Consider the following 15,525-nt stretch of genomic DNA (forward strand, 5'->3'; position numbering starts at 1 on the left):
CCACTTTACGGCGCATGTGTGCGCCCTTTGCGGGCGCCCCGGCTCTCAAAGACGCTGAGATCGCCCATCGGGTTGCCCCGGTTCAGGGTGAGCGATGATGGAGGGGATCCGCCCCTGATTTCTCCCCCTGATCCCGCTCAGGGTCTCCCCGGAAAGGTCCCCCATGGCACCGCGCATCCTGCTGGCCCGGCACGGACAGACGGAGTGGTCGCTGTCCGGCAAGCACACCGGCAGGACCGATGTGCCGCTCCTGGAGGAGGGCCGCCGAGGTGCCGAGCTGCTCGGCGAGCGGCTGCACCGGGCGCCGTACGACGGCCTGAAGGACGTGGAGATACGCACCAGCCCGCTGGCACGCGCGCGGGAGACGTGCGAGCTCGCCGGCTTCGGTGACCGGGCCACCACCTGGGACACCCTCATGGAGTGGCACTACGGCGCCTACGAGGGCATGACCCCCGCCGAGATCCAGGCCGCCCGGCCCGGCTGGCTCATCTGGCGCGACGGCGTCCCCGAGGGCGAGACCCTCGCCGAGGTGACCGCCCGCGCGGACGAGGCGGTCGCCTGGGCCCGTTCGGCGGACCGGGACGTGCTGGTCTTCGCGCACGGGCACATCCTCCGGTCCATCGGGGCACGCTGGCTGGGTCTGCCGCTGGACTTCGCGGCCCGGATACGTCTGAACCCGACATCGCTCTCGGTCCTGGGCTGGGCCTACGGCGAACCGGCGATCGAGAGCTGGAACGATCTCGGGCACCTCGGGCAGCCGTAGGCGGTCGCGGTCACCGCGTGCGGTTGCGGGGACTGGGTCTCACACCGTCCGCGGTGTCGAGGCGTGCCGCTCCAGGAACGTGGACACGCCCCCCGCCCGCCGGTGCGGCAGCAGCACCCTGGCCGTTCCCGCCAGCATCGTCTGGATCCGGGACGACTGGACCTGGTCCAGCAGGTCCAGGACCCGCATCCCGGCCGTCGCCGCCTCGTCGGGACGGCCCCCGCGCGCGAGGTCGTCCGCCAGCTCGGCCGTGTACAGCGCGATGTTCCGGGAGAAGTGCGGGTCCTGGAGGTCGGCCGCCCGCTTGGCGTGCCTGGCCGCGCGCGGCCAGTCGCCGAGGGTCGACCAGCACTGCGCCTCGAGCCCCTCGAGCTCGGCCTCGCCGTAGAAGCTCATCCACTCGGGGTCGCTGTCGCAGGGACCCCGGTCGTAGAGGGCCTGCGCGCGGACGAGGGCCTGCGCGCAGCCGGTGTGGTCGGCGAGCCCCGCCCAGCCGCCCGCCTCGCGCAGCGCCAGCAGCGACATCAGGCGGGGTGAGCCCAGGGGGCGGGCGGCCCGCTGGGCGGCCTGGGCGGCGCGGACGGCCTCACGGGGCCGGCCCGCGTCCCGGGCGAGGAACGCCGTGTTGCAGAAGGCGTGCGCCTCCAGCCCCTGGTCCCCGGTCATCCGGGCGGTCGCCAGCGCCTCCGCGTAGTGCGAGCGCGCGTCGTCGAACCGGCCCGAGTCGTGTGCCAGCCAGCCCACCGAGATGGCGAGCTCCCCGGCGCCCGAGTGGAGCCGGTCGGCGGTCGCCTGCCGGGCCGTCCCGGCGTCCAGCAGCGCGAAGGCGGCGCGCAGCGGGGCGGCCGCGCGCCGGTAGAGGCCGTCGGCCCCGTGCCGGTCGTCCAGCAGCCGGATCCTGCGGACCGCTTCTTCGAGGGCGCCGGCCTCGCTCGCTCCCGCGCGGCGCACGGGACGATCCGTGGACGCGTCGTGGGCGAGCCCGAGGGGGCCCAGTGTGGCGGCGGCCATCGTGGCACCTCCGCCGGTCATGAATGCGCGACGCAGCACGTCGCTCTCCTCGTGGTCGTGGTGCTTGTCGTACGGGTCCTGCGTGTCATACGGCTCGTGCGCCCCACCCGTCTCAGCCGTGTTCCGCTCGTCACTGGTAGTGCGCTCCGGTCTCGTGGTGTGCGCGCAGGGCGCGTCCTCAGGGGTTCGCGCCCCTCGTCCGCGCACGGAAGCGCGGGGTGCGAACCCCAGATCGGTGAGCGTGCGGCCGGGGAACATGTGCAGGAACACCCGCTCGTACGCGTAGTTGGGGCAGCGGATCTCGCCCGCCTCGACGCGCCCGATGTAGCGCGCGTCACAGCTGACGCACTCGCCGATCTCGCGCGCGGCCCGCCGCACGAGTGCGGCGAACTCGGCGGGTGAGCGATGTCCGCGCAGGTGGCGGAAGGCGAGGTTGGGCCGTGCCGGCCGGTCGGGCCGAGGTGGGGTCACCGTTGACGACGCCATGGCCGGGTCCTCTCGTGCGAACCGTCGAACCATGCCGGAATAGGGATGAGTTGTCCGTGTGGCACCCTTGTTCCCGGCGGGCAAGAACGTACCTGCTGTGGTCGGGCCGCCATGCGGTGTTTGGCTACAAACCGGATATCTCATCCGTGATCTGCCATGAACTGCCATCCTTTGCGGCGGACTTCCGCCGTAGCCCTTGACGCCGTGACGCGTTGAGCCTTGCGGAGTACAGGCGGGCTGCGCGGTGGAGGCCGGGATGGAGACCAGCCAGAGCAACGTTCCTTCTATGACAGCGGTGGCGGCGTGCGACCTGGTGACGGTGCCGACCCGTCAGGGGTTGGAGGCGGTCGACATCCTGCGGAGGGCGTCGACGGGGGACGGGGTGGGGCCCGTCCTGCACGACGACGGCGACGACACGCTCGGCTTCGTGGTGCCGGCCGGGACGGCGGCGGCATGGGACATGCCGGGCAGCACCTGTACGGAGACCGACGGCCGGGGACTGCGACTCGCTCCCGAGCCGCCGGTCGAGGGCTCGGACTGGCTGGTGCCTCCCGGCGAGGCGGACCTCGCGACGGATCCGGCGGTGCTGCGGCGGGCGTTGGGCGAGGCGGCCCGGCTGATCGAGGCGGCGGACAGCTGCCGGTGAGGACGCCTGCGGTGTGACCGACGCGGGACCCGGCTGTACGCGGGACCCGGCTGTACGCGGGACCCGGCTGTACGCGGGACCCGGCCGTACGCGGGACCCGGTGGCGCGCGGGCATTCGTGCCCACGCGCGCGTGCCCGTCCGCCCGTGCTCGCCGCAGGGCCCCCGCCGTGCCCCCGCCGCCCCCGACCGCCCGCTTTCCGGCCCCTGCCCGTCCCCCTGTTCGGCCGGGCGCGCGGGGAGCGCCCGCGGCCTGCGAAAATGCCGTCATGGCAAAGTCCAGGAACAACCGGCGCGAGCGGGACGCCGACGCCGCCGTCGTCGAGCCCGTCGACGGCGGGCTCGCCCAGCTCGTACCCGACCGGGACCGGGCGCGGGCCTGGACGCTGCTCATCGACGGAGCTCCCCAGTCGCATGTGGACCTCGAGGATCCCGCCTACCTCTCCTTCGAGTACCAGCGGCGCCTCGGTCATGTCATCGACCTCGTCGCGCCGCCCGGCAAGCCCCTGCACGTCGTGCATCTCGGCGGCGGCGCGTTCACCCTCGCCCGGTACGTCGCCGCCACCCGCCCCCGCTCCACCCAGCAGGTCGTCGAACGGGACGCGGCCCTCGTCCGACTCGTGCGCCGGGAACTGCCGCTGGACCCGGGCGCGCGCATCAGGGTGAGGTCGGTCGACGCACGCGAGGGTCTGGCCAAGGTGCCCGACGGGTGGGCGGATCTCGTCCTGGCGGACGTGTTCAGCGGCGCCCGGACCCCCGCCCACCTCACCTCGACCGAGTTCCTCGACGAGGTCCGCAGGGCGCTCAAGCCCGGCGGGACCTACGCCGCCAACCTCGCCGACGGCCCGCCGCTCGCGCACCTGCGCGGCCAGATCGCCACCGCCGCCGCCCGGTTCCCGGAACTCGCGCTGGTCGCGGACCCCACCGTGCTGCGCGGCAAACGGTTCGGCAACGCCGTACTCGCCGCCTCCGACCTGCCGCTGCCGACCGCCGAACTGACCCGCCGGGCCGCCTCCGACCCCCACCCCGGCCGGGTCGAGCACGGCAGGGCGCTCACCGACTTCACCGGCGGCGCGGTACCGGTCGTGGACGCGTCGGCGGTGGCCTCACCGGCCCCGCCGCCCTCGGTCTTCCGCTAGGCCGGTCCGTCGGCCGGAGCCCGGGGCGTCAGTACGTGCCCACCTCCACCCGGGGCGGCCCGTCGTGCCAGGTGCAGAACACCGACACCCGGTCCGCTCCGGAGCTGAACTCCACCCGGATCCACGACTCCGTCTTCCACACCTGCATCGACCAGCCCGCGCCCGGTGTCGCCGAGACCAGCGACGCGGAGACCTTGCCCAGGTCGAAGACGACCAGCCCGCCCTCGGTGTCGTAGCTCTTGACCGTGCCCCGGGCCGTGCTCCGGGGGGTTCCGGAGGTGCTGGGGGAGGGGCCGGCGGTCGCCGTCGTCCGGGAGGGGGACGGGGCCGCCGAGGTGCGGCTCGGCGTCGGGGAGGGGGTCGGCGACGCGGACGGGCCACCGGTCGGCGAGGCCGGCGGCTTCGACTCCTGCGTGACCGCGTCGCCCGCGGTGAGCGGCAGGGCTCGCGGCGGGTCGTAGGCCGTGCCCGCCATCACCGTGTGGACACCCCACCACGACAGCGTGACCGCCGCGCCCGTGGCGAGCGACCAGGCCAGTACGTGTACGAGTCCTCTGCGCATCGCGGGCCATCTTGCCCCACGCGTCTCACCCGTGTCGCACGGATGTCCCCACGGCCGCGCACGGTCGTCTCACCGGTCGTCCACAGGGGCCGAGTTGTCCACAGGCCCGAATGACGTCCGTCCGCATGGCGTAGGTTGCGGCGCATGGCAAGTGTGCTCGTGGTCGAGGACGACCAGTTCGTGCGCTCGGCGCTCATCCGGCAGCTGACCGACGCCTCGCACCTCGTGCGCAGCGTCGGTACGGCACTGGAGGCGCTGCGCGAGGTCGCCCATTTCCGCTTCGACGTGGTCATCCTCGACCTCGGTCTGCCCGATCTGGACGGCTCCGAGGCCCTGAAGATGCTGCGCGGCATCACGGACGTGCCGGTCATCATCGCCACCGCGCGCGACGACGAGACGGAGATCGTCCGGCTGCTGAACGCGGGCGCGGACGACTACCTGACCAAGCCGTTCTCGGTGGAGCACCTGTCGGCGCGGATGGCGGCCGTGCTGCGCCGGGCCCGGTCCGGCGCCGCGGAGGCCGCGCCCTCCAGCGTCCTTCGCGTCGGCGGTCTGACCGTCGACCCGTTGCGCCGCCAGGCCGAGCTGGACGGCGCGCGGCTCGACCTCACCCGCCGCGAGTTCGACCTGCTGGCCTTTCTCGCGGGCCGGCCGGGGGTCGTGGTCCCGCGCCGGGAACTGCTGGCCGAGGTGTGGCAGCAGTCCTACGGCGACGACCAGACCATCGACGTCCATCTGTCCTGGCTGCGCCGCAAGCTGGGCGAGACGGCGGCACGGCCGCGCTATCTGCACACCCTGCGGGGCGTCGGCGTGAAGCTGGAGCCGCCCGTCCGCGACTCCGGGGGGACGGGACCGATCCGATGAGATGGGCACTGGTCAAGGTCTGCCTGGCGGTCACCACGATGGTCGTGATCGCCTTCGCCGTCCCGCTCGGTCTCGTCATCAAGGAGATGGCCCGCGACCGCGCGTTCTCCAACGCCGAGCGGGAGGCCGCGGTCGTGGTCCCGGCGCTGTCCATCACGACCGACCGCGACCAGCTGGAGCGGGTCGTCGCCTCGGCGGGCTCCGACGACGGCATGGCGTTGCACCTGCCGGGGGGTGACGGCCGGGCCGCCGTGGACCTCGGCCGGCAGCGTGCCGCGGACGCGGACATCGCGGCCGTACGGAAGCTGGGCCGCGCCTCCACCACCGAGGTCCCCGGGGGCTCCGCACTGCTCCAGCCGGTCGCGCTGAGCCTGGGGACCGTGGTGATCGAGGTGTACGTCCCCGAGTCCGAGGTGAGCAACGGCGTGGGCACGGCCTGGGCGGTGCTGGCGGCGGTCGGGGCCGCGCTGGTCGTCGGCTCGGTCGCCGTCGCCGACCGGCTGGGCGTACGGATGGTGCAGCCGGCCAGGCGGCTGGTCGAAGGGGCGCACGAGCTCGGGGAGGGCAAGCTCGGGGCGCGCGTGCCCGAAGAGGGTCCGAACGAACTGCGCCTCGCGGCGGTGGCGTTCAACTCGATGGCGGATCAGGTGGTCCAACTGCTGGCCAACGAACGGGAGCTGGCGGCGGACCTGTCCCACCGGCTGCGGACCCCGCTGACCGTGCTGCGGCTCAACGCGGCCTCGCTGGGCGAGACTCCGGCCGCCGAGCAGACGAGGACCGCCGTCGCCCAGCTGGAGCGCGAGGTGGACACGATCATCCGGACGGCGCGGGAGGCCAAGCCGCAGACGGCGGCCGCCGGTCCGGGCGCGGGCTGCGACGCGGCGGAGGTGGTCCGGGAGCGGATGGCGTTCTGGTCGGCGCTCGCGGAGGACGAGGGCCGCAAGGTGCGCACGGCCGGCGTGGACCGCCCCGTCCGCATACCCGTGGCCCGCACCGACCTCGCCGCCGCCCTGGACGCCCTGCTCGGCAACGTCTTCCGGCACACCCCGGAGGGCACGGCCTTCGCGGTCGACGTCCACAACGGCGAGGACGCGGTGATCGTCCTCGTCTCGGACGCGGGTCCGGGCATCCGCGACCCCGAGGCGGCGATGGCGCGCGGCCGGGGCTCGGGCGCCGAGGGTTCGACCGGCCTCGGCCTGGACATCGTCCGCCGGCTCGCCGAGTCGACGGGCGGTGACGTCCGCATCGGCTCCTCGGTACTGGGCGGCACCGAGGTGCGGCTCTGGATCCAGCTGGACGGGCGGGAGCCGGTGCGCAGGGGCCACCGGGGCGCTGTCCGCAGACGGCGGCGGGCGTTCGCCGGCCGCTCCTGAGAGGCGAATTGGTCTCGACCTTTAACCGCCCCCGATGTGTTCCTTAAGCGCTCCCTAAGAACCTCAACAGCCGTCCCTATCAGGCGTTTTGCCCGGTTCGGGCTCGCTAGCGTGCTGCCGCACCCCCCTCGGGATCCCCGTGATCAGTGAAGGCAGGCACGTGATGAGCACGCATCGGCGCAGGTTCAGTGGCAGGAACAAGATGATCGGCGGCGCGGTCGCCGCCGCCGTGGTGGGCGGCGGCGCCGTTCTGCTCGGAGGCACCGCGCAGGCGGCCGGGGTCGGGGCGGCCTACACCAGGACCAGCGACTGGTCGACGGGGTACACCGCGCAGTACGTCGTGACGAACAACAGCGGTCAGGTGAAGGCGGCCTGGAAGCTGGAGTTCGATCTGCCGGCCGGGGCGAAGCTGAGCTCCCTGTGGAACGGTGAGTCCGCCGTCAGCGGGCAGCATGTCACCGTCTCGCCGCCCAAGTGGGACACCGACGGGCTCGCCGTCGGGGAGTCCGTCACCGTCGGCTTCGTCGTCAACGGCCGGGCAGATCCCGCGGGTTGTCTCGTGGACGGCGCCAAGTGCTCCGCCGACGACGGCGCCACGCCCGAGCCGAGCGGCCGGCCGACGACGACCGCGAGTCCCACCACGGCCCCGAGCCCGACCGCCACCTCCTCGCCCTCCTCTTCCGCGACCCCCTCCTCTCCCGCGCCGAGCACCAGCGCGAGCACCGGTACCGGCACCACCGCCTCCGCCGGGTTCGCCCCCTACGTCGACACCTCCCTCTATCCCGCCTTCGACCTCCTGGCGAGCGTGAGCGCGACCGGGGTGAAGGACTACAACCTCGCGTTCGTCACCGACGGCGGCGGCTGCACGCCCAAGTGGGGCGGGGTGACCGACCTCGCGACCGACGGCGTGGCCGCGCAGATCGGGGCCCTGCGGGCCAAGGGCGGTGACGTCCGGGTCTCCTTCGGCGGTGCCTCCGGCTCCGAGCTGGCGACGACCTGCTCCTCGGCGGACGCGCTGGCGGCGGCGTACGGGAAGGCGGTGGACGCCTATGGGCTCACCAAGGTGGACTTCGACATCGAGGGCGGCGCGCTGCCGGACACCGCGGCCAACACCCGCCGCGCCCAGGCGATCGTCGAGCTCCAGCGGCAGCACCCGGACCTGGACGTGTCGTTCACCCTCCCCGTCATGCCCGAGGGGCTGACGCAGGACGGCGTGAACCTGCTGGCCGGAGCCAAGTCCGCGGGCGTGGCGATCGACACCGTCAACATCATGGCGATGGACTACGGGCCGGCGTACAGCGGTGACATGGGGACCTACGCCGAGCAGGCCGCCACCGCCACCCAGGCGCAGGTCAAGAGCGTTCTCGGGCTCAGCGAGAGCGCGGCCTGGAAAGCGGTCGGAGTCACTCCGATGATCGGTGTGAACGATGTCACGTCCGAGATCTTCAAGGTCGAGGACGCCACCCAGCTCGTCGCCTTCGCCAAGGCCAAGGGGCTCGGCCCGCTGTCGATGTGGTCGGCCACCCGGGACAAGCAGTGCGCGGGCGGGGCCAAGAACTACGCCGACGCGACGTGCAGCTCGATCGTCCAGTCCGACTCCGCTTTCTCGAAGGCGTTCGCCGCGTACAAGTGATCAATCAAACGATCAAGAGGGGGAGCGGAAAAACGATCAGGTAAGTGATCAAGGTGTGTCGATTACGTTTCGACAAATGAAGCCAGCGGCTCTTGACGCATGACCGGACATACGGCTGTTATTGCGCCACCCCGTGTTCGGTCAAGTTGATTTCTGGTCGATTGAGACCGGCTTTCAGCCACTCCCCGTGGCCGAACTTCGCGTCAGGAGCCGTTCATGCACCACTTCTCCCCCTCCGGCCGCCCCGCTCTCCCCTCCCCGAGCCGTCGCACCCTCCTGCGCGGTATGGGCGGCGCGGCCGTGCTCGGCGCCGGCATACCCCTGCTGTCGGCCTGCGGCGGCAGCGGCACCGCGGCCGACCCGAAGACCGTCACCCTCGGCTCCAACGCCTCCGACGCCGTCCCGAAGAAGGCCTTCGCGGAGATCTACGCGGCCTTCAAGAAGCAGTCCGGGATCACGGTCGACGTGAACACCAAGGACCACAACACGTTCCAGGAGCAGATCAACTCCTACCTCCAGGGCACCCCGGACGACGTGTTCAACTGGTTCGCCGGCTATCGCATGCAGTTCTTCGCGGCCAAGAAACTCGCCACCCCGATCGACGACGTGTGGCAGAAGATCGGCGGCGATTTCCCCGACGCGATGAAGGCGCTCAGCAAGGGCGAGGACGGCAAGTACTACTTCGTGCCGCTGTACACGTACCCCTGGGCGCTCTTCTACCGCAAGAGCGTCTTCCTGCAGCACGGCTACACCGTCCCCACCACCTGGGACCAGCTCGTCGCCCTGTGCAGGCAGATGAAGAAGGACGGGCTCGTCCCCATCGCCTTCGGCGACAAGGACGCCTGGCCCGCGCTCGGCACCTTCGACCAGATCAACTTCCGCACCAACGGCTACGACTTCCACGTCGAGCTGATGGCCGGCAAGGCCTCCTGGACCGACGCGAAGGTCCGCAAGACCTTCGACCACTGGGCCGAGCTCCTCCCGTACCACCAGGACGGCGCCGTCGGCCGTACCTGGCAGGACGCCGCCCAGACCCTCGTCTCCAAGAAGGCCGGCATGTATCTGCTGGGCACCTTCGTCGCGCAGCAGTTCACGAACCAGGCCGACGCCGACGACCTCGACTTCTTCGCCTTCCCGGAGATCGACCCGGCTTACGGCCAGGACACCGTCGAGGCGCCCACCGACGGCTTCATGCTCTCCAAGGCCCCGAAGAGCAAGGCCTCCGCCGTCAAGCTCCTGGAGTACCTGGGCACCCCGGAGGCCGAGGCGGCCTACCTCAAGGCCGACCCGAGCGTCGTCGCCGCCTCCTCCAGGGCCGACACCTCCTCGTACACCGCCCTGCAGAAGAAGGCGTACGCGATGATCAGCGGCGCCAAGCACCTCACGCAGTTCATGGACCGCGACAGCCGGCCCGACTTCACCTCCACGGTGATGCAGCCCGCGCTCCAGAAGTTCGTCCGCGACCCCAAGGGCATCGACAGCCTGCTGACGTCGATCGAGCGTCAGAAGAAGACGATCTTCGCGTCCGGCTGAGACGCTCGAGCCGAGGCGGATGAGCACCGACACATGAGCTCCGAAACGACCACGAAGGACCCGAAGGCGGCCGCCGTGCCGCCTTCGGGCACCGCGACCCCGAAGAAGCGGGCTCCGCAGGGCCACCGGCGCCTGCTGACCCGCCGCGACCGGCTCACGCTCGGCCTGATGGCGGGCGTGCCGACGATCCTGCACGTGGCCCTCGTCTGGGTCACCGCCCTGGCCTCCGTCGCCCTCGCCTTCACCACCTGGGACGGCATCGGCTTCGGCTCGATCAGATGGGTGGGGCTGGACAACTTCCGCGAGCTGTTCAGCAACAACCCGCAGTTCTGGCCCGCCGTCCAGCACAACGTCATCTGGTTCGTCGTGCTCATCCTGATCCCGACCCCGTTCGGGCTCTTCCTGGCGGTCCAGCTCGACAAGAGGATCCGGTTCAGCCGGGTCTACCAGACGGCCTTCTTCCTGCCGGTCGTGGTCTCCATGGCCGTCATCGGCTTCGTCTGGCAGCTGGTCTACAACCCGGACACGGGCCTGATCAACAGCCTGATCGGCGCCAACGAGCCGGGTCACTACATCGACTGGATCGGCGACCCGGACCTCAACCTCTGGGCCATCCTCATCGCCGCCTCCTGGCGGCACGCCGGCTACATGATGATCCTCTACCTGGCCGGTCTGAAGAGCGTCGACCCGGCCCTGCGCGAGGCGTCCGCACTGGACGGCGCGAACGAGTGGCAGACGTTCAAGAACGTCGTCTTCCCGACCCTGCGGCCCACCAACACCGTCGTCCTCGTGGTGACGATCATCGAGGCATTGCGCGCCTTCGACCTGGTCTTCGTCTTCAACAAGGGCGCCCAGGGGACCGAGCTGCTGTCGATCCTGGTCACCAACAACATCATCGGCGAGTCCAGCCGCATCGGATACGGATCGGCGATCGCCGTCGTCCTGCTGGTGATCTCCCTCGTCGTGATCATCCCGTACCTGATCGCGACCTTCCGGAAGGAGCGGCGAGCATGAGCGCGACCCTCGCGTCCCGGCGGCGCGCCCCCGTCCGCCCCGCCCGGATCCTGCTGCACACGTTCCTCGTCGTGACGTCCCTGGCTTGGCTGGCGCCACTGCTGTGGGCCCTGTTCGCGGCGCTGCGCCCCTACGCGGAGACCAGCGAGAAGGGCTATGTCTCCTGGCCCGACCGCCTGAGCCTCGACAACTTCACCGACGCGTTCCGGCAGTCGGACATGCTGCACTACTTCGGGAACACCCTGCTGATCGCGGTCCCGGCCGTGCTCCTGACCCTGTTCCTGTCGTCGTGCGTGGCGTTCTACGTCAGCCGCTTCGACTTCCGCGTCAACCTGTTCCTGCTCCTGGTGTTCACGGCCGGCAACCTGCTCCCGCAGCAGGTGATCATCACTCCGCTGTACCGCCTGTACCTCCTGGTCGACCTGCCGGGCATCACGGTCAGCGGCAAGCTCTACGACTCCGCGCTGGGCCTGGTCCTGATCCACGTGGCGTTCCAGTCCGGCTTCTGCGCCTTCGTGCTGAGCAACTACATGCGCTCGCTGCCGCACGAACTGACCGAGGCCGCCCTGGTCGACGGCGCGTCCGTCTGGCGGCTGTACTGGCAGATCGTGCTGCCGCTGTGCAAGCCCGCGATGGCGGCCCTGGCGACCCTGCTCTCCATCTGGATCTACAACGACTTTTTCTGGGCGATCGTGCTGATCTCGACCGGTGAGAACATGCCGATCACCTCGGCCCTGAACAACCTCTCCGGCCAGTACTTCACCGACCCCAACCTGGTCGCCGCCGGCGCCCTGCTCACCGCGATCCCCACGCTGATCGTGTACTTCGTGCTCCAGCGCCAGTTCGTCAGCGGCCTGACCCTGGGCGCCAACAAGGGCTGAGCCCCTTCCTTCCCGAAAGAGACCCCCGTGCACCACCCCTTCACCCCGGTGGCCGCCGTCCCCGTGGACCCGCGTCGTGCCCGCGTCCACGAGGAGGGCTGGCAGTCCTGGAGCCCGAGCGGCGCCTACCCGCTCCGCGACACCCCGTACCGTCCGACGAACGACAACTGGGCGACCGTCTGCTACCGCCCCGGGGCCACCGTCCCCGCCGGGGCCTTCCAGGGGGAGGGGCTGCTGGCCCTCGACCCCGGCGACGGCTCACCGATACGCCTGTGGGCGGCGCCGGACCCGACGCGGGAGGTGCCGTCCATCCGCCTCACCCGGGCCGGATCCGTGGCGGAGATCAGCGCCGACGGCCCGGTGAAGGAGTACACGGGCACCGGCATCCAGACGCTCCTGTCCGACTGGGCGACCGGGCTCGGCCTCGCGGCCCCCCGGCCCGCGCCGACCGTCTGGTGCTCCTGGTACGAGTACTTCACCTCCGTCACCGAGGACGACATCCACGAGAACCTCCGTGCGATGGACACCCTCGACCTGCCCGTCGACGTCGTCCAGATCGACGACGGCTACCAGCGCGCCCTGGGCGACTGGCTCGTCCTGTCGGGCCGCTTCCGCTCCCGGTCCGGCATCGCGGACGCCATCCGCGCCCGGGGCCGCCGCGCGGGCATCTGGACGGCGCCCTTCCTGGTCGACCCGAGCAGCGAACTGGCCGCCCGGCACCCCGACTGGCTGGTCCGCTCCGCCGACGGCGGCTTCGCGCACGCCGGCCAAAACTGGGGCCACGACCTGCGGGTCCTCGACACCACCCACCCCGAGGCGGCGTCGTACCTGACGGACGTCTTCCGGACGCTGCGGGCCGAGGGCTACGACTACTTCAAGGCCGACTTCCTGTACGCGGGCGCGCTGGACGGCGTACGGCACGACAGCACGGCGGACGCGCTGACGGCGTACCGCTCGGGCGTCGAGCTGATCCGTGCGGCGATCGGCCCGGACGCGTACCTGCTGGGCTGCGGCGCGCCGATCCTGCCCTCGCTCGGCCTCTTCGACGCGATGCGGGTCAGCCCGGACACGGCCCCGCACCGCCGCCCGGAGGCCGACGACTACAGCCAGCCCGGCCAGGATCCGGCCGAGTTCACCGGCGCCGCCCGCCAGTGGCAGCACGGCCGGCTCTGGACCAACGACCCCGACTGCCTGATGGCCCGCCCCGCCGTGGAGACCCGGGAACGGTGGGCCGCGCACGTGGAGGCCACGGGCGGCCTGACGGCGTCCAGCGACCGGCTGCTGTCGCTCGACGTCTGGGGCGTGGACACCACCCGCCGGCTGCTGTCGGGAGGCGCCCGATGACGCGTCGCGTGCTGGACGTCCCCGGCCTCGCCTACGGCGGCGACTACAACCCCGAGCAGTGGCCGCAGGAGGTCTGGGCCGAGGACATGCGCCTCATGGCCGAGGCCGGGGTGACCATGGTCAGCGTCAACATCTTCTCGTGGGCGCTGCTGGAACCCGCCGAGGGCGTGTACGACTTCTCGCGCCTCGACCGCGTCCTGGACATGCTCTACGCCCACGGCATCGCCGCCGACCTGGCCACCCCGACGGCCGCACCGCCGGCCTGGTTCTTCCGGGCCCATCCCGGGGCGCTGCCGGTCGACCGGGACGGCCGGCGACTGTCGTACGGCAGCCGCCAGACGTTCTGCCCGAGCAGCCCCGCCTACCGGGAGGCCGCGCTGCGGATCGCCCGCGCGCTGGGCGAGCGGTACGCGGACCACCCGGCGGTGGTCATGTGGCACGTCCACAACGAGTACGGCTGCCACAACGCGGAGTGCTTCTGCGACACGAGCGCGGCGGCGTTCCGGGACTGGCTGCGCGCCCGGTACGGCGACGACCTGGCCGCGCTGAACGACGCCTGGGGCACCGCCTTCTGGAGCCAGTGGTACTACGACTGGGACGAGATCCTGCCGCCCCGCGCGACCGGCGCGGTCCCGAACCCCGCCCACCGGCTGGACTGGCGGCGCTTCTCCAGCGATGCGCTGCTGTCCCTGTGCACGGCCGAGCGGGAGGTGCTGGCGCAAGCCGCCCCGGCGGTGCCCGCGACCACCAACTTCATGGTGATGTACAACTTCGACGCGCTGGACTACTGGCGCTGGGCACCGCACCTGGACATCGTCTCGAACGACCACTACCTGCGTTCCACTGACCCCGAGTCGGAGATCGACATCGCGATGAGCGGCGATCTGGTGCGCTCGCTCGCGGGCGGCCGGCCGTGGCTGCTGATGGAGCACTCGACGGGCGCCGTGAACTGGCAGCAGGTCAACCGGGCCAAGAAGGCGGGGGAGTTGCGCCGCAACGCCCTGGCGCACGTGGCCCGTGGCGCCGACGGCATCGCCTACTTCCAGTGGCGGGCGGCGAAGGCGGGCGCCGAACAGTGGCACTCGGCGATGCTCCCGCACGCGGGCACCGACAGCGTCATCTGGCGGGACGTCGTCCGACTCGGCGCGGATCTGCGGGCGTTGGCGGAGGTGCGCGGCAGCACGGGCACGGCGGAGACGGCGATCGTCTGGGACTGGGACGCCAAGTGGGCGCTGGAACTCCCCTCCCAGCCCAGCGAGTCGGTGCGCCAGCTGGAGCTGGTCCGCTCCTGGTACGAGCCGCTGTGGCGGGCGGGCGTCGCCGTGGACTTCGTCCGCCCGGACGCGGACCTGTCGGCGTACCGCCTGGTCCTGGCGCCGAGCCTGTACCTCGTCGACGACGCGGGCGCGGCGAACCTGACCGCCTTCACCGAGCGGGGCGGCACGCTGGCGGTCGGCTTCCACAGCGGGGCGGTGGACGAGAACTGCCATGTACGGATGGGTGGTTACCCGGGCGCGTTCCGCGAGGTGCTCGGCGTCCGCACGGACGAACTGTTCCCGTTGCTGCCGGGCGAGCGGGTCGGCCTGGACTCCGGCGGCACGGGCTCGCTCTGGTCGGAGCGGGTCCACCTGGCCGGAGCCCTGGCGGTGACCTCGTACACGGACGGCGCGCTGGCGGGCGTCCCGGCGGTGACGCGGCACGGCCACGGCGCGGGCATCGCCTGGTACCTGGCCACGCTCCCCGACCCGGACACGCTGGCGGCGCTGCTGGAGCACGTCCGGGAGGAGGCGGGGGTACGGCCGGTGCTGGAGGACCTGCCCGCGGGCGTGGAGGCGGTCCGGCGCCGGGGGAGTGACGCCGACTACCTCTTCCTCATCGACCACGGCGGGGCGGGAGCCGAGGTCGCGGTCGCGGCCGGGGCGGTCGAACTGCTCGGCGGACAGCCGGCGCGGGACGGCGCGGTCGCTGTCCCGCCGCACGGAGTCGTGGTCGTCCGGGAGTCGCGCGGCCACCGCTGAGCGGGGGCCCGGCCGGCCGGAGAGGGTGTGGCCGGTCGCCGGATGGGGTGTGGCCGGTCGGCCGGATGGGGTGTGGCCGGTCGGCCGGAGAGGGGAAGGGGCCGGTCAGCCCGGCCGACGGGCCGGCACCTCCGGCGACGGGAGGTCGTGGGCGCAACGAGCGGGCCAGAGATCCCGCGGACCCGGACGGGAAGCGGACAGGAGTGATCGACCGGCGAAGGGCGCGGCAGGCCCCCCGGCCCGCCGCGCCCTCTCCCCGC

General features: G+C 72.0%; 13 protein-coding genes. 11 read left to right on the plus strand and 2 right to left on the minus strand.

Going from position 1 to position 15,525, the window contains the following annotated elements; translation table 11 throughout:
• The first annotated feature begins 163 nt into the window (after positions 1 to 163).
• A complete protein-coding gene (locus ABT070_RS33675; RefSeq protein ID WP_351766309.1) occupies positions 164 to 763 on the plus strand; it encodes a histidine phosphatase family protein in 600 nt (199 codons plus the stop codon).
• Between the two features lie 39 nt (positions 764 to 802).
• Here the strand turns inward: ABT070_RS33675 and ABT070_RS33680 are convergent, their stop codons facing one another.
• Entirely contained in the window at positions 803 to 2,260 is a 1,458-nt protein-coding gene (locus ABT070_RS33680; RefSeq protein WP_351766311.1) for an NsdA family TPR-like regulatory protein, read from the minus strand.
• Positions 2,261 to 2,516: 256 nt separating this feature from the next.
• Between ABT070_RS33680 and ABT070_RS33685 the strand changes: the two genes are divergently transcribed.
• Both ABT070_RS33685 and ABT070_RS33690 read left to right on the plus strand, forming a co-directional pair.
• A complete protein-coding gene (locus ABT070_RS33685; protein ID WP_351766313.1) occupies positions 2,517 to 2,906 on the plus strand; it encodes a hypothetical protein in 390 nt (129 codons plus the stop codon).
• A gap of 267 nt (positions 2,907 to 3,173) precedes the next feature.
• On the plus strand, positions 3,174 to 4,043 hold the full coding sequence (locus tag ABT070_RS33690; protein WP_351766314.1) for a spermidine synthase: 870 nt from the start codon (positions 3,174 to 3,176) through the stop codon (positions 4,041 to 4,043).
• A 28-nt stretch (positions 4,044 to 4,071) separates the two neighbouring features.
• On the opposite strand, the gene ABT070_RS33695 is transcribed toward ABT070_RS33690, so the two are convergent.
• A complete protein-coding gene (locus tag ABT070_RS33695; RefSeq protein WP_351766316.1) occupies positions 4,072 to 4,605 on the minus strand; it encodes a hypothetical protein in 534 nt (177 codons plus the stop codon).
• A 144-nt stretch (positions 4,606 to 4,749) separates the two neighbouring features.
• Between ABT070_RS33695 and ABT070_RS33700 the strand changes: the two genes are divergently transcribed.
• From ABT070_RS33700 to ABT070_RS33735, 8 genes are all read left to right on the plus strand, one after another.
• Complete coding sequence (locus tag ABT070_RS33700) at positions 4,750 to 5,469, plus strand: response regulator transcription factor (protein WP_351766317.1); 720 nt, start codon at positions 4,750 to 4,752, stop codon at positions 5,467 to 5,469.
• A complete protein-coding gene (locus tag ABT070_RS33705; RefSeq protein WP_351766319.1) occupies positions 5,466 to 6,842 on the plus strand; it encodes a sensor histidine kinase in 1,377 nt (458 codons plus the stop codon). The genes ABT070_RS33700 and ABT070_RS33705 overlap by 4 nt, the downstream gene beginning before the upstream one ends.
• 163 nt (positions 6,843 to 7,005) lie before the next feature.
• Positions 7,006 to 8,475 carry a glycoside hydrolase family 18 protein gene (locus tag ABT070_RS33710; RefSeq protein WP_351766321.1) on the plus strand — a complete coding sequence of 490 codons (1,470 nt, stop codon included), beginning with the start codon at positions 7,006 to 7,008 and terminating at the stop codon, positions 8,473 to 8,475.
• A 216-nt stretch (positions 8,476 to 8,691) separates the two neighbouring features.
• Positions 8,692 to 10,008 carry an ABC transporter substrate-binding protein gene (locus tag ABT070_RS33715; protein WP_351766323.1) on the plus strand — a complete coding sequence of 439 codons (1,317 nt, stop codon included), beginning with the start codon at positions 8,692 to 8,694 and terminating at the stop codon, positions 10,006 to 10,008.
• A 33-nt stretch (positions 10,009 to 10,041) separates the two neighbouring features.
• Positions 10,042 to 11,022: a carbohydrate ABC transporter permease gene (locus tag ABT070_RS33720; RefSeq protein ID WP_351766325.1), complete on the plus strand. Its 981-nt coding sequence runs from the start codon at positions 10,042 to 10,044 to the stop codon at positions 11,020 to 11,022.
• Positions 11,019 to 11,903, plus strand: a complete 885-nt coding sequence (locus ABT070_RS33725; protein ID WP_351766327.1) for a carbohydrate ABC transporter permease — start codon at positions 11,019 to 11,021, stop codon at positions 11,901 to 11,903. Before ABT070_RS33720 ends, ABT070_RS33725 begins: the two co-directional genes overlap by 4 nt.
• A gap of 27 nt (positions 11,904 to 11,930) precedes the next feature.
• A complete protein-coding gene (locus ABT070_RS33730) occupies positions 11,931 to 13,247 on the plus strand; it encodes a glycoside hydrolase family 36 protein (protein ID WP_351766329.1) in 1,317 nt (438 codons plus the stop codon).
• Positions 13,244 to 15,265, plus strand: a complete 2,022-nt coding sequence (locus ABT070_RS33735) for a beta-galactosidase (protein WP_351766331.1) — start codon at positions 13,244 to 13,246, stop codon at positions 15,263 to 15,265. The genes ABT070_RS33730 and ABT070_RS33735 overlap by 4 nt, the downstream gene beginning before the upstream one ends.
• Positions 15,266 to 15,525: the final 260 nt, after the last annotated feature.

The organism is Streptomyces sp. NPDC002884, assembly GCF_040295245.1.
GTDB lineage: Bacteria > Actinomycetota > Actinomycetes > Streptomycetales > Streptomycetaceae > Streptomyces.

What these genes read in the sequence shown, in the direction of transcription:
- ABT070_RS33710 (WP_351766321.1), top strand. Translation starts at nt 7,006, where the DNA reads ATGAGCACGCATCGGCGCAGGTTCAGTGGCAGGAACAAGATGATCGGC.
- ABT070_RS33705 (WP_351766319.1), top strand. Translation starts at nt 5,466, where the DNA reads ATGAGATGGGCACTGGTCAAGGTCTGCCTGGCGGTCACCACGATGGTC.
- ABT070_RS33715 (WP_351766323.1), top strand. Translation starts at nt 8,692, where the DNA reads ATGCACCACTTCTCCCCCTCCGGCCGCCCCGCTCTCCCCTCCCCGAGC.
- ABT070_RS33720 (WP_351766325.1), top strand. Translation starts at nt 10,042, where the DNA reads ATGAGCTCCGAAACGACCACGAAGGACCCGAAGGCGGCCGCCGTGCCG.
- ABT070_RS33700 (WP_351766317.1), top strand. Translation starts at nt 4,750, where the DNA reads ATGGCAAGTGTGCTCGTGGTCGAGGACGACCAGTTCGTGCGCTCGGCG.
- ABT070_RS33675 (WP_351766309.1), top strand. Translation starts at nt 164, where the DNA reads ATGGCACCGCGCATCCTGCTGGCCCGGCACGGACAGACGGAGTGGTCG.
- ABT070_RS33680 (WP_351766311.1), bottom strand. Translation starts at nt 2,260, where the DNA reads ATGGCGTCGTCAACGGTGACCCCACCTCGGCCCGACCGGCCGGCACGG.
- ABT070_RS33735 (WP_351766331.1), top strand. Translation starts at nt 13,244, where the DNA reads ATGACGCGTCGCGTGCTGGACGTCCCCGGCCTCGCCTACGGCGGCGAC.
- ABT070_RS33725 (WP_351766327.1), top strand. Translation starts at nt 11,019, where the DNA reads ATGAGCGCGACCCTCGCGTCCCGGCGGCGCGCCCCCGTCCGCCCCGCC.
- ABT070_RS33690 (WP_351766314.1), top strand. Translation starts at nt 3,174, where the DNA reads ATGGCAAAGTCCAGGAACAACCGGCGCGAGCGGGACGCCGACGCCGCC.
- ABT070_RS33695 (WP_351766316.1), bottom strand. Translation starts at nt 4,605, where the DNA reads ATGCGCAGAGGACTCGTACACGTACTGGCCTGGTCGCTCGCCACGGGC.
- ABT070_RS33685 (WP_351766313.1), top strand. Translation starts at nt 2,517, where the DNA reads ATGGAGACCAGCCAGAGCAACGTTCCTTCTATGACAGCGGTGGCGGCG.